The organism is Pedobacter miscanthi, assembly GCF_032678605.1.
Classification (GTDB): Bacteria; Bacteroidota; Bacteroidia; order Sphingobacteriales; family Sphingobacteriaceae; genus Pedobacter; species Pedobacter miscanthi_A.
On sequence record NZ_JAVTSU010000011.1, the window covers coordinates 21815 to 42338 of the forward strand.

Annotated in this window: 19 protein-coding genes and 1 riboswitch; of the genes, 11 read left to right on the forward strand and 8 right to left on the reverse strand. The window is 38.1% G+C overall.

Annotated elements, in window-relative coordinates; all coding sequences use genetic code 11:
• Positions 1-199 precede the first annotated feature (199 nt).
• The gene (locus R2R28_RS16835) at positions 200-694 is read right to left on the reverse strand and encodes a hypothetical protein (protein WP_316826850.1); all 495 of its coding nucleotides are present in this window, start codon (positions 692-694) and stop codon (positions 200-202) included.
• Between the two features lie 122 nt (positions 695-816).
• On the opposite strand from R2R28_RS16835, the gene R2R28_RS16840 reads away from it, so the two are divergent.
• Entirely contained in the window at positions 817-1932 is a 1116-nt protein-coding gene (locus tag R2R28_RS16840) for a trans-sulfuration enzyme family protein (protein WP_316826851.1), read from the forward strand.
• 123 nt (positions 1933-2055) lie between these two features.
• On the opposite strand, the gene R2R28_RS16845 is transcribed toward R2R28_RS16840, so the two are convergent.
• Complete coding sequence (locus R2R28_RS16845) at positions 2056-3069, reverse strand: hypothetical protein (RefSeq protein WP_316826852.1); 1014 nt, start codon at positions 3067-3069, stop codon at positions 2056-2058.
• 213 nt (positions 3070-3282) lie between these two features.
• A riboswitch (SAM riboswitch) is annotated at positions 3283-3393 on the forward strand.
• A gap of 262 nt (positions 3394-3655) precedes the next feature.
• On the opposite strand from R2R28_RS16845, the gene R2R28_RS16850 reads away from it, so the two are divergent.
• From R2R28_RS16850 to R2R28_RS16860, 3 genes are all read left to right on the forward strand, one after another.
• Positions 3656-4987: an O-acetylhomoserine aminocarboxypropyltransferase/cysteine synthase gene (locus R2R28_RS16850; protein ID WP_316826853.1), complete on the forward strand. Its 1332-nt coding sequence runs from the start codon at positions 3656-3658 to the stop codon at positions 4985-4987.
• A gap of 32 nt (positions 4988-5019) precedes the next feature.
• Positions 5020-6078, forward strand: coding sequence for an alpha/beta fold hydrolase (gene metX / locus R2R28_RS16855; RefSeq protein ID WP_316826854.1), 1059 nt, complete (start codon positions 5020-5022; stop codon positions 6076-6078).
• A 137-nt stretch (positions 6079-6215) separates the two neighbouring features.
• Complete coding sequence (locus R2R28_RS16860; protein ID WP_316826855.1) at positions 6216-7460, forward strand: homoserine dehydrogenase; 1245 nt, start codon at positions 6216-6218, stop codon at positions 7458-7460.
• Between the two features lie 75 nt (positions 7461-7535).
• Here R2R28_RS16860 and R2R28_RS16865 read toward each other — a convergent pair whose 3' ends face one another.
• From R2R28_RS16865 to R2R28_RS16880, 4 genes are all read right to left on the reverse strand, one after another.
• Positions 7536-7880 (reverse strand): hypothetical protein, encoded by a 345-nt coding sequence (locus R2R28_RS16865; RefSeq protein ID WP_316826856.1) that lies wholly within the window; start codon positions 7878-7880, stop codon positions 7536-7538.
• Between the two features lie 2 nt (positions 7881-7882).
• A complete protein-coding gene (locus R2R28_RS16870; protein ID WP_316826857.1) occupies positions 7883-8683 on the reverse strand; it encodes a type II toxin-antitoxin system antitoxin SocA domain-containing protein in 801 nt (266 codons plus the stop codon).
• An 89-nt stretch (positions 8684-8772) separates the two neighbouring features.
• Complete coding sequence (locus tag R2R28_RS16875) at positions 8773-9222, reverse strand: hypothetical protein (protein ID WP_316826858.1); 450 nt, start codon at positions 9220-9222, stop codon at positions 8773-8775.
• Between the two features lie 21 nt (positions 9223-9243).
• Positions 9244-10014: a queuosine precursor transporter gene (locus R2R28_RS16880; RefSeq protein ID WP_316826859.1), complete on the reverse strand. Its 771-nt coding sequence runs from the start codon at positions 10012-10014 to the stop codon at positions 9244-9246.
• A 201-nt stretch (positions 10015-10215) separates the two neighbouring features.
• Between R2R28_RS16880 and R2R28_RS16885 the strand changes: the two genes are divergently transcribed.
• The 7 genes from R2R28_RS16885 to R2R28_RS16915 all read left to right on the forward strand — a co-directional run bounded on the left by R2R28_RS16885 (position 10216) and on the right by R2R28_RS16915 (position 18132).
• Positions 10216-11442 (forward strand): multidrug effflux MFS transporter, encoded by a 1227-nt coding sequence (locus R2R28_RS16885; RefSeq protein WP_316826860.1) that lies wholly within the window; start codon positions 10216-10218, stop codon positions 11440-11442.
• 314 nt (positions 11443-11756) lie between these two features.
• On the forward strand, positions 11757-13052 hold the full coding sequence (locus R2R28_RS16890) for a TolC family protein (RefSeq protein ID WP_316826861.1): 1296 nt from the start codon (positions 11757-11759) through the stop codon (positions 13050-13052).
• A 45-nt stretch (positions 13053-13097) separates the two neighbouring features.
• Positions 13098-14291, forward strand: coding sequence for an efflux RND transporter periplasmic adaptor subunit (locus R2R28_RS16895; protein WP_316826862.1), 1194 nt, complete (start codon positions 13098-13100; stop codon positions 14289-14291).
• On the forward strand, positions 14291-15037 hold the full coding sequence (locus R2R28_RS16900) for an ABC transporter ATP-binding protein (protein ID WP_316826863.1): 747 nt from the start codon (positions 14291-14293) through the stop codon (positions 15035-15037). Before R2R28_RS16895 ends, R2R28_RS16900 begins: the two co-directional genes overlap by 1 nt.
• 12 nt (positions 15038-15049) lie before the next feature.
• Positions 15050-16273, forward strand: a complete 1224-nt coding sequence (locus R2R28_RS16905; protein ID WP_316826864.1) for an ABC transporter permease — start codon at positions 15050-15052, stop codon at positions 16271-16273.
• A 120-nt stretch (positions 16274-16393) separates the two neighbouring features.
• Complete coding sequence (locus R2R28_RS16910) at positions 16394-17437, forward strand: sensor histidine kinase (protein WP_316826865.1); 1044 nt, start codon at positions 16394-16396, stop codon at positions 17435-17437.
• Positions 17434-18132 carry a LytTR family DNA-binding domain-containing protein gene (locus tag R2R28_RS16915; RefSeq protein ID WP_316826866.1) on the forward strand — a complete coding sequence of 233 codons (699 nt, stop codon included), beginning with the start codon at positions 17434-17436 and terminating at the stop codon, positions 18130-18132. Before R2R28_RS16910 ends, R2R28_RS16915 begins: the two co-directional genes overlap by 4 nt.
• Positions 18133-18384: 252 nt before the next feature.
• On the opposite strand, the gene R2R28_RS16920 is transcribed toward R2R28_RS16915, so the two are convergent.
• Both R2R28_RS16920 and R2R28_RS16925 read right to left on the reverse strand, forming a co-directional pair.
• Complete coding sequence (locus R2R28_RS16920; RefSeq protein ID WP_316826867.1) at positions 18385-19701, reverse strand: nicotinamide mononucleotide adenylyltransferase; 1317 nt, start codon at positions 19699-19701, stop codon at positions 18385-18387.
• Positions 19702-20051: 350 nt separating this feature from the next.
• A complete protein-coding gene (locus R2R28_RS16925; RefSeq protein WP_316826868.1) occupies positions 20052-20486 on the reverse strand; it encodes an Hsp20/alpha crystallin family protein in 435 nt (144 codons plus the stop codon).
• Between the last annotated feature and the right edge of the window lie 38 nt (positions 20487-20524).

Consider the following 20524-nt stretch of genomic DNA (forward strand, 5'->3'; position numbering starts at 1 on the left):
TTTTCATGATAATCGTCATTTCGACTGAAGCATAGCGAAACGGAGAAATCTAGCTCGAGATAGATTTCTCGGCTCCATTGCACTCCGCTCGAAATGACGACGCTTTGTAAGATAACTTTTAAATAGACCGGCGTAGTGATAAAACAAAAAAGCACCTCTTTTCAGAAGTGCTCTCACTGTTTTTCGTAGGTAAATTAAATTATCTTGCTGCAGGCACAAAGGTTAAAATAATATTTGCAGTTCTGCCACCAAATTCAATAGGTGATTTTAAGATCATTTGTGTGCTCGAAAGGTCAGTTAATACTAAGCGGTAACCTTCTGATACATTTTTAGCTTTATCACCTTCAAATATCTTTTTGAATTGGAAAGTCTGGTCTTTAGGAGCAGCCGACCAGAAAATGGTTTGCATTACCGAACCACATGCGCTCGATGCAGGTAAAGTATATGAACCGTTACCACTGTTGGTTAAATGCCAGGTACTGCCCTGAAAACATTTGTATGATTTTTCTCCAAATAAACCTTGTACGGCGCCATCAGGCAAACCTTCTAAGGCTACATTACTTACTACCCAGTCGCGAACAACTGTACCTCTGCTACCCGTAACACCAGCAGTTACCCTTTTTGCGGTATTACAACTTTGTAACATTACTAAAGTAGAACATGCTATTGCGATAGCTATAAATAATCTTTTCATTTTTGTTTAATTTAATTTCGTCAAACTTGTTACATAAATCTTGCCAAAACCATTACGAACCTTAAATTAGCGCCAAATTATTAAATCGTATCCCGATATTATTTCCATTAACACCAATAATTATGAAACCCGAAACCCTTGCTATTCACGCTTCTAATCTTGTAAAAAGTGCCACAGGCGATGTTACTCCACCCATTAACCTCACCACTACTTTTTTTCGTGGCGAAGATGGAGGTTATCCCGGAGGACATATGTATAGCAGGGTAAGCAATCCAAACCGGTCTGCTTTAGAAAACACTGTAGCTAAATTAGAATACGGTGAAGATGCTGCTGCCTTTTCATCTGGTAATACCTGCGGACTGGCGATGTTTCAGGCTTTAAAACCAGGTAGCCATATTATTGCGCCGGATGATATGTACTGGGGGATAAAAAAGCAGTTACTTACTATATTTAACGAGAGCCTTGAATTCGATTTTGTTGACCAAACGGATTTGAAACTGATAGAAGCCAGCATTAAGCCTAATACCAGGCTGATTTGGATTGAAACGCCATCAAATCCATTGTTAAAGGTTACAGATATTGAAGAAATTGCTAAAATAGCTAAAGCTAAAAATATCACCCTGGCCTGCGACAGTACCTTTGCCTCTCCTGTTTTGCAAAATCCGATTTTGTTAGGCGCCGATATTGTGATGCACAGCAGTACCAAATATTTAGGCGGGCACAGTGATGTGCTTGGAGGGATTTTAGTAACGGCTAAAACAGATGAGTTGTGGGAGAAAATTAAAAACATTCAACAAACTGGCGGTGCGGTACCCTCACCTTTTGACTGTTTTCTGTTAACGAGGAGTATTAAAACATTGGCTTACCGCATGAAGGGCCATTGCGAAAACGGAAAAAAGGTAGCCGACTATTTAAACCAACACCCCAATGTGGAAGCTGTTTTTTACCCTGGATTAGAAAGTCACCCGCAACACGAAATCGCTAAAAAACAAATGAAGGATTTTGCCGGCATGATGTCGTTTTTGGTTAAAGGTGGTGTTGAGGATGCCCATCGTGTGGTAAATAAAGTTCAATTGTTTGCACAGGCCACCAGTTTAGGCGGCGTAGAGAGTTTAATAGAACACCGTTATTCGGTTGAAGGTCCTGATAGCAAAACCCCAAAAAATTTACTCCGTATTTCAGTAGGATTGGAGCACGTAGATGATATTATTGCTGATTTAGAACAGGCACTGGGGTAATGAAAGTTGTCGTCATTGCGAGAAGGCTTTTTCAGCCGACGAAGCAATCTTAATGCGCACGCTACTAGCGATCGTTGTAAGATTGCTTCGTCGTTCCTCCTCGCAATGACGATTTATTTGAAGCTATTTCGGATTACAGATTGTAGTCAATTTTAACGAATAATTTGCCTCCAATGGCTCGTTAGTCTGCGCCAAACGTTGCGAACCGGTATTGGCCGGACAGGCAATATCACCGGCTGCATCATAAATAAACTTATTTCCATTGGCCAATAATTCTTTTGGTACATATACCTGCACTTTGGTTATAGCATATCCTGAAGGGAAATAACGTACATAATAACCGTCCGGGTGTTTGGTCCAGATGCCGCTTGGTACGTCGCTTCGTGGTGGCGCCATTCCTGCTACAATCGCATATCTCTCCATATCAGCGTAGGTATAATTACCTGAGGCTACCAATTGACGGATATTGTTCTCAGCCTCAAAAACGGCCCTCAAGCCTGAAGGCAATTGATCTTTGGCTTTTTCCATCACATCGAAAGGTAAAACACCCAAAGCCCCTCCTTCTAATTGGGTAAGTTGTTTGGTTGTTAATAGCTTAATGGCGGTTACTTTAACTTGTCCGTTATAATCGGCAAATTTTGTTCTGGCAATAATAGTCCAAAGTAAGGCCTGTATATCGTGCTGTTCTACTTCAGGGTGTTTTTCTGCACTTTTTAAAATGGCAACCACAATTTCTTCCTTCGAACCTAAAACGGGAGCGTACATATAGCCATCTCCCTTTGATGGGGCAAATGTTCCGGCTTTTAAACAATAACTTTTATTGGTCATTTCGTAGAAACCTTCGCAGAGTATAAAACCGCCTGCAGGATTTTTAGGCAAGAGATATAAAGGCTGAGCTTTTAATTTTAGTGAGGCAATAAAATCGGGCATTTTTTCGCCTTCTCTGTTTACATCTTCAAAGCTGGTGGTAATGGCCGAAGGCTGTTTCAAAAACTTATCTACACCTAAAGCTTTAGCTCCCTGTGCGGTTCCAACTTTTAATAATTTATCTTTTAAGCCGCCGAATTGAGCGTTTACACTGTTTAAGCCTGCTACTACAAATAGTAACCCTAAACATAGGGATTTCGTGTTTTTCATGATGTTGTAATTTAGATAGGATGCACAAACTTATCATTTTGAGCGTTAATTTTATATTAAAAGTTTTACATTGTCAATGTTCTATAAAAATACTATATTCATTTTCAATAAGTTAATGCAAAATCAAAATTTTATTTTGTGAATTAAAATTAAATTCAGACATTTGGAATATTATTTGGCGGAAAGCTAAATAAAAGTCAATCTTCACGGGTTGATTTATAAAGAAGTGGCGAGAGACTGGCTCGATGACCCACTGGCAACCCTCAGAAAGAGAAGGTGCCAATTCCTGACCGGATAACAAGGTGTTATTTGGAGATATAAATTAGAACTGATGAAAACATTAAATCTTCAATCGCTAAGCGAGCCCTGCGTAAACCTTAAAACAGTAGAACAATCTTCTATTTCTTTTATTTGTTGCGATATGCGTGCGATTACCTGTATGTGCTGTTGCATACGGTAATTTAAAAATCTTCCTTTTTTGTTTCTTTCAAACTGGAAGGTCTCGGGGAACCGGGATACGCCCTGCTAGGTTTTAGGATCAGCCTGAACCACTCCATATCAAAGTTCAACATATAAATTAGAAAACATGTCAGCATCATATAAATTTGAAACATTACAATTACACGCAGGTCAGCAAATAGACCCAACAACAGGTTCAAGAGCAGTGCCTATTTACCAAACTACTTCTTACGGGTTTAATAACGCCGAACATGGTGCCAATTTATTTGCCTTAAAAGAGTTTGGAAATATCTACACCAGGATTATGAATCCCACCAATGACGTTTTCGAAAAACGTATTGCTGCTTTAGAAGGTGGTGTAGCTGCTTTAGCGGTAGCATCAGGACAGGCGGCCCAGTTTATTGCCTTAAACAACATATTAGAAGCTGGCGACAGCATCGTTTCTTCCTCACACATTTACGGTGGAACTTATAACCAGTTTAAAGTCGCTTTTAAACGTTTAGGTATCCATGTTGATTTTGCAAACCCGGATGTACCAGAGGAATTTGAAAGTAAAATTACCGATAAAACTAAAGCCATTTACCTTGAAACCATTGGCAACCCTGCCTTTAGTATTCCCGATTTTGAAAAAATAGCAGCTATTGCAAAGAAATACGATCTTCCTTTAGTGGTTGATAATACTTTTGGTGCAGGTGGTTATTTATTTAAGCCATTAGAGCATGGTGCAAACATCGTGGTAGAATCGGCAACAAAATGGATTGGAGGACATGGAACAAGTATTGGCGGTGTAATTGTTGACGGTGGAAATTACAACTGGGGCAACGGAAAGTTTCCTCAGTTTTCTGAACCGTCAGAGGGTTATCATGGTTTGGTTTTTAGTGATGTTTTTGGCATCGGCGGACCGTTTGGTAACATTCAGTTTATTATCCGTGCACGTGTAGAAGGCTTAAGAGACCTGGGGCCTGCCCTATCTCCTTTCAACTCTTTCCTTTTACTGCAGGGGTTAGAAACTTTATCACTTCGCGTGCAACGCCATGTAGATAATGCTTTGGAGCTGGCCACCTGGTTAGAAAATCATCCTCTGGTTAAAGAAGTACAATATCCAGGTTTAGCGAGCAGCAAATACAACAACCTGGCAAAAAAATATTTAAGTAATGGTTTTGGAGCTGTTTTATCTTTCGAATTAGAAGGAAGTAAAGAAAACGCCTCGCAAGTGATTGATAGCTTAAAACTGGTTTCGCACCTGGCAAACGTGGGTGATGCCAAAACATTGATTATCCAGCCTTCGGCCACTACACACCAGCAGTTAAGTGAAAAAGAGCAGTTAGCAGCAGGAGTGAAACCAAATGCGTTAAGGGTATCGGTCGGCATTGAGCATATCGACGATATTAAAGCCGATTTTGAACAGGCTTTTGCAGCCATTAATGTTCCGGTTCCTGCAGCGCATTTACAAGCCTAAGCCCTTTAATTTTTTCCGAATACAACAAAACAATGAGTACAGCATCAACTTATAACTATAATAAACAGTTTAAATTAGAAAGTGGAAAAAAGATCCGCAACCTGCAGATTGCTTATCAAACTTATGGCAAATTAAATGCGAATAAGGATAACGTAATCTGGGTTTGCCACGCTTTAACGGCGAATGCCGATGTTTTTGAATGGTGGGAAGGTTTATTTGGGCAAAATGCTTTATTTAATCCAGAAGATCATTATATCGTTTGCGCCAACGTGTTAGGCTCGCATTACGGCAGCACCAACCCATTGAGCACCAATCCTGTAAACGGTTTGCCTTATTACCTTTCTTTTCCTCAGTTTACCATACGCGATTTGGTTTCGGCGCACCAGTTATTGGCCACACACCTGGGCATCGACTATATTAAGCTGTTAATCGGTGGTTCATTAGGCGGACAACAAGCTGTTGAGTGGAGCATTTCTGAACCTAATAAGATAGAAAACCTGATTTTAATAGCAACCAATGCAGCGCATTCGCCCTGGGGAATTGCTTTTAACGAAAGTCAGCGTTTGGCCATTACTACCGACAGAACTTTTTATGCCAACCAGCAAAATGGTGGCAGCAAGGGTTTAAAAACAGCACGGAGCATTGCGCTTTTAAGTTATAGAACCTACAGTGCTTACGGCAGCACACAGGTAGAAAGTGTAAACGATAAAACCGACAATTTCAGGTCGTCTTCGTATCAGAATTACCAGGGAGAAAAGCTGATTAATCGTTTTAATGCTTACAGTTATTATTATTTAACTAAAGCAATGGACAGCCACAATGTTGGTCGTAGCCGTAAAAGCATTGCCGAAGCTTTAAAATTGATTACGGCAAATACTTTAGTAATTGGAATTGAAAACGATGTATTGTTTCCCTTATCGGAACAAAAATACCTGGCCGATCATATTCCTGGAGCAGAATTTAGTGCCTTACACTCAGATTATGGTCATGACGGGTTTTTAATTGAAACAGATGCTTTAACCAACGTTATCGGAAATTTCATCAAAGAAAGCCGGGATAAAAAAATCATCAAATTACAGCACACTGCTTAAGGTGAAACACCAAAGCTAAAAGACTAAAGAATCAATATAAAAAATGAACCATAGATGAGCATATCAGAATCTGTGGTAATAACAACAAAAACAGGTATATCGGTGTAATCCAATTATCTGTGTAATCACTTTAAGAAATGAGTAAGAATTTAAAAATCGGTTTATTTGGTTTCGGCGTTGTGGGACAAGGTTTATTGGATATTATCCAAAGCCAGAACCTGAACCTGGAAATCATTAAAATTGCAATAAAAGACCCAAGAAAGAAACGTACTTTAAATAAAGATCTGTTTACTACTGATCGTAATGAAATACTAAATAATACGGAGATCAATACGATTGTAGAATTGATCAATGACGCTGATGCCGCCTACGAAATTGTAACTACAGCCTTAAAAAATGGCAAAAATGTAGTTTCAGCGAATAAAAAAATGATTGCCACGCACCTAAAAGAACTGGTTGATTTACAACAGGAACATGGCACTTCTTTATTATATGAAGGTGCGGTTTGTGGCAGTATCCCGATTATCCGTAACCTGGAAGAGTATTACGACAATGAATTATTCCATGCATTGAGTGGTATTTTTAACGGATCATCAAACTACATTCTTTCGAAAATATTTAATGAAAACCAAAGTTACGATTCGGCATTAAAAGAAGCACAGGATTTAGGTTTTGCGGAAACCGACCCAATTTTGGACGTGGGAGGATACGATCCTAAATACAAACTGGCCATTGCTACGGCACACGCTTATGGTTTATTTGTAAATCCAGATGCGATATTGAATATTGGTATTCAGAACCTTTCTCAGCACGACATTAAATATGCCCGCGAGAAAAATTTTAAAATTAAACTGGTTCCTACGGCACGTAAGGTAAATACTAAAGATATTGTAACTTATGTATTGCCAAAACTGGTTGCTAAAGATGATTTTCTTTACAACGTAGAGAATGAGTATAATGCAGTTGCCGTTCAGGCGGCCTTTGCAGATAAACAATTTTTCTATGGAAAAGGTGCTGGCGGCCATCCTACTGGTGCTGCTGTACTCTCTGACATTGCAGCATTGCGCTACGATTACCGTTATGAGTATAAAAAATACCATTCAGAAAACGGCGTAAAACATACAGATGAAATTCTTTTAGAAGTTTATTTGCGCTATGCAGATGAAGATTTGATTACGTTGCTGGATTTTGATAACATTAGCGAACGATATGCGGCCAGCAGTTATAAATATGTAGTTGGAACAGTTAAACTGGAAAGTTTGATTAAAAACCGCGATTTGCTTTTGGATGAATCTGTTTTTGTTGCCTATACCGGCAGACAGATTTACAAACAAGAGCAATTAAGTGAAAATGTTTTTGCCGAAGAACTGGCAAGCCTGTAACTTATTTTTAAGGTTAAATTTTTTATTTGTTTTGTTGTTAAGTACAAAGGTCGGAGCGATTCCGACCTTTTGCCGTTATTTAAAATATGCTAAAATCCTGTCTTTATCTTCGTTGGCCTTATCGTTTTTATGGTAAAGTTCAATAAATATGATTTTCTTTGCTTCTTCAAAATAGGCATAAATTAATCTCAGGCCTGTATTTACTCCTTTCCCTTTTAAACTATCGCAGGTTATTTTCTTAATCTTAATTACACAGGTGTTAATACCTAAATTATCTATCCGAAAACTAAAAGGATTACGTTCATCCGGTTTTACCCTTAAAATAATTTTAACATCTTCTAAATCTGAATTCAGGCTACGGTATCGCTTTAAAAGTTTTTTAAGGTCTTTGTCAAATTCTATTATGGATTCAAAGTGCATAATCAATCGTTCTCTTCCTCATTATAAACCCTTACTGAATAAGGCAATTCGCGATAAAAAGCTAAATTATAACTGATATCGTTGCCAATTTCGGTTACTTCCCAAGGCAAATCTTTATGTGAATAATTGCTTATAGCATTGGCAGACCAATCGCTCATCTGATCGATTACTTTATCAATTACATCCTTTTCGCTGGCTTTGAGCCTTGTTAAGTCTGCTTTTTCTAGTGGTATAAATCGCTTTTGAGGAAAGCCTTTATAATCTGTTTTGATTTTTTCAAGCTGTTTTAACTCAATCATCTGATCGATAATTACATCCAGTTTTTGAGGAACGGGACCGTAAGGAAGTTTTTTATAATTGGCACCAGTTAAATGTTCCTCGTATAATTCGTAATAATTGAAATCAGAGAAATAAAGCAATTTGTACAGTACTGTTTCGCCTACATTGGGTTTGCCAGCACAACGCTCCAATATGTAAAGCAAAATATTTTTAAACTTATTTATATTTAATGTAGGTACAGAAATACGCTCTTCAGAAATATGTTCCTCTGCTTCATCCGGAAGTTCTAAATACTGTTTGTTGTAAAATTTTTTAGATACAAAGTCATCCAGAGAAAAGCTCAAAACAACCGATAATTTTTGCATTTCACTGAAACTGATTCCTCTATTGCCCAACTCTATTTGTGTTAATGATGGACGCGAAATGCCAATACTTTTTGCAAGATCATCCTGAGAAAATCCTTTTTTTAAACGCAGATTTATAATACGTTCACCTATTTCTTTTTTCGAAAGCTCATTTCCCATACCTCAAATATAAGAAATGTTTTATATTAGAACAATAAAGTGTTCTGTTCAGAAACAATGTGGATTAAAAATGAGTTTAATTTGTCGTGTTAAGGTTTTAACCTGATATATTTCTCTATAATTACACGGTCTACCCCTGCTGCTTCAACCTTTTCAATCCCCTTTTGAATCAAGGTATCCTGATGGATGGCCAGTTTAAAATTAAAGGATTTGCCTTCCCAATTTTTGTTTTTATAATATTCCAGGTGTTCGGTGTAATCCTCTCCTTTTAGTATGAATGTTCCACCGCCTGCATCAAAACTGGTCGTATCTTTTGCATCAAGACTATGTTTCAGAAATGCAAAATGGCTGTTATTAAATAGCTTGATCATCTTCAGTTTTCCTGAATAATCAGTGGTTTCACTTTTTCCTTTATCAATGGTGGTAGCCGAAATCAATTGCCAGGTACCCTGAATATCAAGGTCTTTTTTATTTTCGTTTTTATTGGCACAAGCCAATAACGAAAGCACAGCAAAGAGCATTAAAATGTTTAATCTCATATTTTATATTATTTGGTTAAATTATCCCCTACCTGCCATTTTAATCAGTTTGTGCGCCAGGTCTTTTCCTAAATAACCGTCTATAATGGCATGTACTACATATAAAATAGGCGTCATTAAAATGGCCACGATAAATTTATAAGTATAATTAACCAAGCCTATTGCTGCAACCATTTTCCAGCTGTAATGGTATTGAGGGTTTAAATAAAAGGCAATAAAAATTACCACAAAACTATCAATCAGCTGTGAAACCAATGTTGAACCCGTTGCACGCAGCCATAATGCCCGTTCTCCGGTAATCTTTTTAATCCGGTGGAAAATTAAAACATCAGCAAGCTGCCCGATGATAAAGGCTGTGATTGAACCTACAATAATCCACATCCCCTGACCAAAAATCCCGGCGAAAGCATTGTTCATATTCAGGTCTTCCCCATTAATATTTTGATGTACCCAAAAATCGGCAGCACTTAAATGCATCGATCCCCATACCACCATAAAAGCAAAAGCAATGAGTATGGAAGTAAGAATGGATAAGAAACGAACCTGTTTTACACCGAAATATTCATTTATAATATCCGTCATAATGAAAATAATCGGCCAGGTTAATACTCCTGCAGACATTACAAAGGACAAATTAGGCACACCAAGTAAATTGATATCAAACTTTTTGATCCCCAGCGTTTCTTCAACACTAAATAACTTCACTCCGATAAATTCTGATAGTATGGCATTGGCCACAAAAAAGCTACCCAGAATGAGTAGTAAACGGCTTTCTTTCGTCTTAAAAGTCATAGAGTATAAATCTAGAAATAAATCACAGATTTTAGCATAAAGAGGGTTCTATTTTTAGCAGAGATAACACAAAGATTACGCATCTGCCCTACTGTAAAATTAGTTGAACATAAAATGATGATTTTTACAATCGTTCGACGGTAAAAATAGGTTAACAAATTAAATCTCCCAATCTTTGCGCCATCAAATTCTGGTAATTTCATGGCTAAAAAACAACACTTTTTCTTAATACTTATTTTAGGTTCACTGGCTGCACTTGGCCCCTTTTCTATCGACATGTACCTACCTGGTTTTGTGGATATTGCAAAAGATCTAAAAAGCACCGAATCTACCGTTGCACTTTCTTTATCAAGCTTTTTTATCGGAATTTCTGCCGGTCAGTTACTGTACGGGCCACTTTTAGATAAATTTGGAAGAAAAAAACCTTTGTACTTTGGTTTAGCGCTTTATATTTTTGCCTCTTTTTTATGTTTGGCAGTAACCGATGTAAACCAGCTAATCGTGTTGCGTTTTGTGCAAGCAATCGGAAGTTGTGCTACAGCAGTAGCTTCTGTGGCAATGGTTAGGGATTTATTCTCTGTGGAGGAAAGTCCGAAAGTATTTGCTTCCCTAATGCTGGTTATTGCCGTGTCACCTATGCTTGCCCCAACTGCCGGTGGATACCTGATTGCAGCACTTGGCTGGAAATATGTATTTGTATTTTTAGGTTTAATGGCTGTTTTAATGCTGCTGGCTTCTATTTTTAAATTACCGGAGAGTTATAAACCAGATCCTAATTACTCATTAAAGCCAAAGCCTATTTTAACCAACTTTTATACGGTTTTAAAAGAACCACAATTTTACACCTATGCATTAATCAGCTCCATTACCTTCTCAGGTTTATTTGCATATGTATCTTCTTCTCCTCAGGTATTTATGAAGATTTATGAGGTGAGTAAAACAGGCTATGGGTGGATTTTCGCACTGTTATCAGTTGCTTTTATCGGTTCCAGCCAGGTAAACAGCCTAATCTTAAAGTGGTTTACCAGTAAAAAAATTGTAACCTGGGCCCTGGTTGCACAATGTGTTTTCAGTTTGATTTTTTTGATTTTCGCATTAAATAATTGGTTGAATCTTTATTCTACTATTGGTTTTATCGCCCTGTTTCTGGCCTGTTTAGGACTGATCAACCCAAATGCCGCTGCTTTATCACTTGCACCATTTACCAAAAATGCAGGTAGTGCTTCTGCATTGATGGGTGCCTTGCAAATGGGCTTAGGTGCATTGGCTTCGGTAATGGTAAGTTTGTTTAGCGAACATTCAGTGGTACCAATGCCGTTAGTAATGACAGCTGCTGCATTTATCGCATTATTTTGTTTGCTAATGGGCAGAAGATTCATCACCACTGAAGTAGAAGCATCAGCTGATTCGGCTGTTGCAGCACACTAATATTTACCACCCTATTTTCCTTAAACATTATAATTTTTAATTATTTTCTCAGTTGAACTGGGGTGACTCAGGTGGTTCAATTATTTTTTTTTTTGCCACCTAAGTCACCTGAGAACATTTAAGGCATAGTGTACTGATTTTTGTTCAAAAGGCAGACAACTTTATACCTTCTTGTAAAACCCTGTTTTCAACTTATCTCAAAGTTTTAGCCTTTCGTCTCAGTATCTTCTCCATTGGTCTCAATTGTTAAAATGCGCCCTTAATCGGATATATTTTTGTGTTCAATAGTTTTATAGAAACAAAATTTATTCGCCATGAGCAGATACATCAAATATATTGTAGTACTCATTTTGCTTGTTGCAGCCCATGTAACCAAAGCGCAGAACGTGCCCCAGGTTTGGGATTTAAAAACGGCTATCGAGTATGCGAAAGAGAAAAATATCAGCATTAATACCTTAAAGCTGAGTTCTCAAACGGCAGAGCAGAATTTAATTGCTTCAAAAGCAGCGGTACTTCCAAATTTAACCGGAAATGTATCACAGGCCATCACCAATTATAAATCTGGTTTGCAAAACACCAGTGGTTTTGGCTTAAGTTCTGATCTTACCTTGTACAACGGGAATCTTTTAAAAAATGATATCAAGGCTAAAGAGTTGAGCTTGCAAACCGCAAACCTATCGGTAGAAGCAGCCAAAAACGACATTACCATTTCCATCACACAGGCTTATCTCAATATTTTACTGGCAAGGGAAAACATCACCTATTTAAAAGATTTATTAATCACCAGCGAAGCCCAGGTTAAACAATCAGAACAACAATATAAATTCGGAACCATAGCAAAAAAAGACCTTTTGCAATTACAAGCAACCTATGCTAACGATAAATACACATTGGTTACCGCGCAAAACACCTTACAACAAAACATTTTAACATTAAAACAATTGCTGCAGCTCCCAACAAGCACTCCTTTCGAAGTAAGCGCAACAGATACCGTGGCCGTTTCGCCAGCATTGGATAATTTAGCTTCAGCACAGGATAAAGCCCTGCGCACCCGTCCGGAAATTAAAAGCGGAGAATTAAATATACAGCTTCAAAGCACCGAACTGGCCAAAGCGAAATCAACCTTACGCCCTACTTTAAGCTTAGGTGGATCGCTTAATACAGGTTATAACAACAATAATATTGGCGGTTATGGTTATCAGTTAAACAACAGCTTTTACCAAAATTTAGGCCTAACACTTTCAATCCCGATTTTTGATAGAAAAGTAACCAAAACCAATGTGGCAAAAGCAAATATCGAGATCGAGCAAGCCCGTTTATCGCTATTAGATGCTAAAACAACATTAACACAAAATGTAGAACGTGCCTATATCAATGTACAAAATGCAAACAGCCAATATGCTGCTGCACAAGAACAATTTAATTATACCGGCGAAGCCTTAAGAATTTCGAACGCAGCCCTTAAAGAAGGTACCAATAACATAGTAGAAAACCTGCAACAGAAAAATTTATACGTACAGGCTTTACAGGCCTTTGTTCAGGCAAAATATACAGCAAGCTTATATACCAAAATCTATAATTTTTACACCGGAATCCCTATTACCAACTAAAATACATGATGATGGTTAACGCCTAGTCTATTTAATATTTGAATCATGAAAAAGAAAACAATATTTATTATCATCGGTATCGCAGTTGCATTATTTGCGGTTTGGTACTTCGCGCTGCGTAAAAAAGAACAGGTGGTTGTTCTCGAAACCGAAAAGCCTAAAATGGGTTACATTTCTGAAAATGTGACGGCAACGGGTAAGGTTCAGCCGGTTGATACCGTGGCCGTAGGTACCCAGGTATCAGGAACCATTAAAACCCTGTACGCCGACTTTAATTCAAAAGTTAAAAAAGGACAGTTATTGGCAGAACTCGATAAAACCTTGTTCGAAGCTACCGTAAACCAGTATCAGGCCAATCTGGTAAGTGCTCAAAGCGCGCTGGTTTACCAACAGGGTAATTTTAGCCGTCAGAGTAATCTGTATAAAGTGGGCGCGGTGAGCAAAGCTGATTACGACAATGCCCTGTATACCTATAATGCCTCAAAAGCATCAGTTAACAGCATTAAGGCCCAACTTGCTTCTGCTCAAAAGAACCTATCACTTGCTAGTATCTATTCTCCTATTGATGGAACGGTTCTGTCACGAAGCGTGAGTGAAGGAACAACAGTTGCGGCAAGCTTTAGTACACCAACTATTTTTAGTATTGCGAAAGATTTGACCAAAATGCAGGTAGAAGCATCTGTAGATGAGGCCGATGTAGGCGATATTTCAAAAGGCGAAAGGGCAACTTTTACCGTTGATGCCTTTTTAAACGATACATTTAAAGGAATTATCCAGGAAATCAGGTTGAGCCCCTCTATATCCTCAAATGTAGTTACCTATAAAACCATCATCAATACCTCGAACGATTCCAACAAGCTAAAACCAGGCATGACGGCGAATATCACCATTTTCACTAAGGAAGTGAATAACGCTTTGCTCATCCCAACAAAGGCCATAAAATTTGCACCAGATTCAACTTTGGCTGGTAAATATCAAATGACCTGGGTTAACCCCGACAGGAAACCAGCCGGAGCAGATGAAGCTTACGTTTGGGTACAAAAAAGCCCGAATGAACTGGTGCAGAAAAAAATTAAAACTGGTATAAACGACAATACACATGTTGAAGTATTATCAGGATTAGCAATAGCAGACGTAGTCATTACAGGTTCACAAAGCATGGGTAAAAGTCAGGCATCAGCCCAAGGTCAATCTAGTCCTTTTATGCCAAAACGCCCGGGCGGTAACAGAAGGAAATAATGGAACAGAAGATATTAGATATACGCGATTTAAAACGTGAGTTTGTCATGGGCGATCAAACCGTTCGGGCATTAAAAGGGGTTACTTTTGATATTAAGGCCGGCGAATTTGTAACCATTATGGGTAGCAGTGGCTCTGGTAAAACTACACTTTTAAATATCCTGGGCTGTTTAGACAAACCTACTGAGGGTAGTTACCTGCTTGATGGTGTTGATGTAAAAAGCCTTAACCGGGATGAACTGGCTGGTTTAAGAAACACAAAAATCGGCTTCGTTTTTCAGGCTTACAACCTGTTGCCAAGAACATCGGCATTGGAAAACGTAGAATTGCCCTTATTTTACAACAAAACAATCACGGCAGAAGAACGAAAAGAAAGGGCTATAAAATCCCTCGAGTCAGTAAAACTTGCAGAGCGTTTCGATCATACCCCAAGCCAGCTTTCTGGTGGACAACAACAGCGTGTAGCCATTGCGAGGGCTTTGGTTAACCACCCGGTAATGATTTTAGCCGATGAAGCTACCGGAAATCTGGACACGCGTACCTCTTATGAAATTATGGCTTTAATGCAGGAGCTTAATGCAGAAGGTAAAACCATCGTTTTTGTAACGCACGAACCTGATATCGCTGCTTTTAGTACCAGAACGATTATGCTTAGGGATGGAAAAGTGCAAAAAGATAGCATCAATCAAAACCAGCGCTCGGCCAAAGAGGCACTTGCCAGTTTACCAGAATCTGATGATTACTAATTTTAGAAGGACATGAGCATTATAAATTTATTGAAGATTGCCTTTAGGGCCTTAAAAAGAAATAAGCTACGTGCTTTTTTAACCATGCTCGGTATCATTATCGGGGTGGCAGCGGTAATTGCCATGATGGCCATTGGCGAAGGTTCGAAACAAAGTATCCGCTCCTCTTTATCAGGAATGGGCTCAAATATGATTACCATTATGCCTCAAAGTAACGAGCCCGGAGGCGTGCGTTTGCAGGGAAGTAGTATACAAACGTTAAAACTGGAAGATGTTACCGCCATTAAAAAGCTGCAATCTAAAAACATCAATGGTTTATCACCAGTGGTTTCTACCAACGGACAAGCGATTAAGGGTGGCTATAACTGGCCTACAACCATTACCGGTGTTAGTCCGGATTATTTGAATATCCGCCAGTTGAAACTCCAAGACGGGATTCTTTTCTCCGAAAACGATGTAAAGAGTTTTGCCAAGGTTTGCCTTTTGGGCAAAACCGTAATCGATAACTTATTTCCTGATGGCAGCAATCCAATTGGGCAGATTATCAGGTTTAAAAACATTCCTTTCCAGGTAATTGGCATTTTGGTACCTAAAGGACAAAGTAATTTCGGACAAGATCAGGATGATATTATTCTTGCTCCTTTTACTACTGTTCAAAAAAGGATTACTGCAACCAATTACCTGCAAAGCATTTATGCCTCGGCCACCACCGAGGCTTCGAGTGCGGCTGCAACCACCGAAATTTCGGATGCCATAAGAGAGAGTCACCGGTTAACTCCTGCAGAAACCGACGATTTTCAGGTACGTACACAAGCAGAATTAATCAGTACCATCAGTTCTACCAGTAGCATGCTTACTGTTCTTTTAACCGCAATAGCTGGTATTTCACTCTTTATCGGTGGTATTGGAATCATGAATATCATGTATGTTTCGGTTACCGAACGTACCCGCGAAATAGGCCTGCGTATGTCTATAGGAGCCCGCGGACAAGACGTTTTGATGCAGTTTTTAATCGAAGCTGTTTTAATCAGTATTACAGGCGGTATTATCGGGGTGATATTGGGTGTAAGTTCGGCTTATCTGATTTCGTACTTTTTAAACTGGCCAATTCTGATAGCTGAATCTTCCATCGTTATTTCCTTTGTTGTATGTGCCATTACAGGTGTTTTCTTTGGTTATTACCCGGCAAAAAAGGCGTCTAATTTAGATCCGATTGATGCCCTGAGATACGAATAGCAAATTGTGCCAGATAGCTGGGAAAGCATGTTACATGATCCCTGAAATAAATTCAGCGGTACAAAGCGTAAAAACATAATTAATAATAACTTAGTGATGCAAAGCGCGACACAAAAAATAATGACAATTAATTTTTCTAAAAAATGGATAAAAATTACCCTGCATATTTTGGTATGGGTAGTTTTGATCACTTTGCCTTACATTATCAATGCCAACAGAAGCCGTCCGCCTCATCACCTCAGCAATTACGAAGAAAACCAGTTGCTGAGGTTAAATTTTATTAGTTATTTTTATTGGATAGCCATATTTTACCTGAATAACCGGGTTTTAATGCCCTTTTTCTTTTATCAGAAAAAATATTTTGGATATGGACTCTCGCTTTTAGGTTGTTTACTTTTAGCCATTTCCATTCATTCTACCTTATTTAAAATTTTATTACCTGATTTCGATTTCAATCTAGGCCGTACCCTTTGGTTTAACACCCCTACTTTTTTATTAACCATTGCAGCTAGTACCGCTTTCACCATGATTTCTGACCGGATCAGGGAAGAAAAAAGATCTTTACAACGAGAACGGGAAAACATGAAAACCGAACTTTCATTTTTGCGTTCGCAGATCAGTCCGCATTTTATTTTTAATGTTTTGAATAACATTGTGGCGCTGGTGAGGTTAAAAAGCAACGAACTGGAGCCTACCGTGATGAAATTATCTGGTTTGATGCAATATATGCTCTACGAAACGGATGAAGAAAAAGTATCCATCCAAACCGAAACAGAATACCTACAAGCCTATATTGATCTGCAAAAACAGCGTTTCGGCAAAAAAGTAGCCATAGAAACCCATATCGATATTGAAAGTGAATTTGATGAAATAGAGCCCATGTTACTGATTCCATTTATCGAAAATGCTTTTAAACATGGGGTTGGAATGATCGAAAAGCCGCAAATATTAGTTAATTTAAAAACAGAAGATGATATTTTGACCTTTATAGTTAAAAATAAGTTTAGTGATGATGGAAACGAGGTAAAAGATGCCGCATCGGGCATTGGCCTTGCGAATGTGAGCAGGCGCCTAAACTTACTTTACGGGAAAGAACATCAATTGCAAATAGAAAAAAAAGACGGCTGGTTTAATGTAAATCTTACTTTAAAATTAACAATATGATAAAGTGTTTAGCCATTGATGATGAGCCTTTAGCCCTGCAATTGCTGGCTGATAACATTAGCCGTATCCCATTTTTAGAGCTGGTAGCCAGTTGTGATGATGCCTTTGCTGCCAATAAAATTATGCAGGAGCAATCGATAGACCTCATTTTTATCGATATCCAGATGCCGGGCATTACTGGTTTACAGTTTATCCAGAGTTTGGTTAAAAAACCTATGGTGATTATTGTAACCGCTTATAAACAATATGCATTAGATGGTTTTGCGCTCGATGTGGTAGATTATTTAATGAAACCGGTATCCCTGGATCGTTTTATGAAAGCCTGCAATAAAGCCAAAGACTTGTACGAACTTAAACAATCTGCAGAGCATTCCAACCTGCCCAAACACGATTATATGTTCGTAAATGTAGGTTACAGTTTAACGAAGATCAATTTTGATGAGGTTACTTATATAGAAGGGCTTAAAGATTATATCCAGATTCACACTTCTACCAGTCCTAAGGCTGCCGTAGTACGCATGGGTATGAAAAATATGGAAGATCAACTGCCTGTATATTTTGAAAGAATCCATAAATCCTTCATCGTCAATATCAATAAAGTAACCTCTATTAGAAAAAATGCACTATTTATTGATGATCATGAATTGCCGGTAAGCGACAGTTACAAACAGGTAATTGAAAAGTTAATTAAATAATTTCGCATTTTTAACCGTTACCATACCCCCCCTGTTATTACAAAAACCTTAAAGTTGCAACAACCGTTATTTATAAACCTTATTGCAGTGTAAAGCCCGTAAACCCGATCCTTCATCGGGTGCGGACTTGTAACGGAAAGAAGGGCTGAAGTTTCCGAAGAAGTAAAAACTTTCATTTCTTAATCGTAAAAAAAATTAACTATTATACCGCTGTACTTCGGTCGGGGTGAAGATGCTAAACAGATCAATTCTTTAAACCGTTTTCACTTCGTCTTCGTTGTAATCCTTAATATCAGTAATATACCCATTAATCAAAAGGAAATCGAATAAAGGTTTTGCTTCTGGTGTAACAGGCATATTTGCCGTGGTAATTACCTGATTGGTCTTTTTATCCAGGAAAGGATAGGCAAATAAGCGTACATTGGTATTAAACATATCGTTTACATAGCTCAATAACTGACCTGAGTAATTTTCGCCGGTAAAGTTCTTAGAATTGAATACAAATTTTAAGTTGTTAATGTTTGTGGCTAATCCAACACTTTTAGGTTTACACCTGGCCAAATATTTCGCCAAACGGTTGTGTCGCGTAAAATTAGATACAATTACGATGTTACCCGTATCACACATTTCCTGTGCTCTTTTAGCTACCGTTTCAAGATCAATATCATCAGGAGTTTCTTGTCCGTCAGTTAAAACATTAGTCAACAACACCTCAATCATTACCGCGAGATTTCCTTCTTCTACTTTATTGGTGCGTTTAAACTGATCGGTAGCTTTATTAAACAAGTTGAAATTAGGCAATGATTTCTGGCCGTATTTGGTCCTTAAAATCATGATGTCTTTCTTGTATAAAAGATCTTTAGCCTGACGTGGGTGTGCATCTGCATCAAAAATTGCTGCTGCAGAAAAATCTTTCATAATCATATACAGATTAAGCAAGATATTATCGACCTGAGGAAAAGCTGGTCCTTTAACGGAAATCAAATCGATTTCTACCGATCCAATGGTTAAATTATCAGCTAACGATTCTACCATCAGTTTTGGATCCTGATAATGATAAAAAGCAGCGTACAATAAGTTAACACCAATAATCCCCAATACACGCTGTTGCATATTTACATCAGTATCCAGCAAACGTACGTGGAAAAATATTTCATTCGGTGCTCCCCCTGGTTCATTCTGGAAACGAAGTCCAACCCAGCCATGAGGCTCGTTGGTACGTTTATAATTTAAGGTTGTAACCGTATCAGCAAAGGCAAAAAAAGTACGGCTTTCGTATTTTTCGCCAGACAAACGTTCGTTAAGTAAACCAAATTCATGATCAAGCATTTGCAAAAGCCTGTTCTGGCTCACGTAGCGACCATTTGTTTCTGCTCCATAAATCGCATCACTAAAAGTCATATCGTAAGCCGACATCGTTTTGGCAACCGTTCCGGATGCTGCACCAGCATTAAAAAAGTTCCGTGAAACTTCCTGTCCTGCTCCGATCTCGGCGAAGGTACCGTAAATTCGTGGGTCAAGGTTTATTTTTAGTGCTTTACGCTTAGTATCCAGAATTTCTCTCTCCATGCCGCAAAAGTACAAAAAATGAGATTAAGGTGATTTTAAGAATGTAACTTAAAATCAATCTAAATACTGTCCGCCTGGTATTTGTCATTTCGACTGAAGCGCAGCCAAATGGAGAAATCTATATTTTAAATCTATTAGCAGATTTCTGCGCTACGGTCGAAATGACGGGAACTATATAAAAAATAAGGTTAATGCCATCCGACATTAACCTTATAAAACCTAAACCTAAATCATTATGATAACCTGCATCGGCTTTTCAATTGCATCTATCTTTCTCTCTAAGCCTGATGCAAGCCTCATAATCCTTAAACCAAACTATTATGAAAAACCCTCTTTCGAGAATATTTTTATTACGATACTACAATTTCTTTGTGTTGTAATTTAGCATCGTCTTTTTTGCTAATGTTGATTGATAAAATACCATCTTTATATTCAGCAGTAATCTTATCCCCATCCGCACTATCTGGTAAATTAAATGATCTTGCAAATGAGCTGTAATCAAATTCTTTACGTGTAAAATCTTTAGCTACCTGGGTATCATCTTTTTTAACTTCTGCCCAAACAGAAAGGGTATCTTTTTTTAAATTGATCTGAAAATCTTCTTTTTTTAAACCTGGTGCAGCCAATTCGATTACGTAAGCAGTTTCATTTTCATGAATGTTCACATTTGGCGATTTATCAACCGATTTGTTTTTAGTTATCGCGTCGCTAAACAATGAATCAAAAACATTGTTAAAGTAAGGAGCTGTGTTACGGGTTCTGTTGTTAAAATTTACTAGTGTCATATCGCTTATTCTTTTATTTTTTTAATTTTTAAACTGAT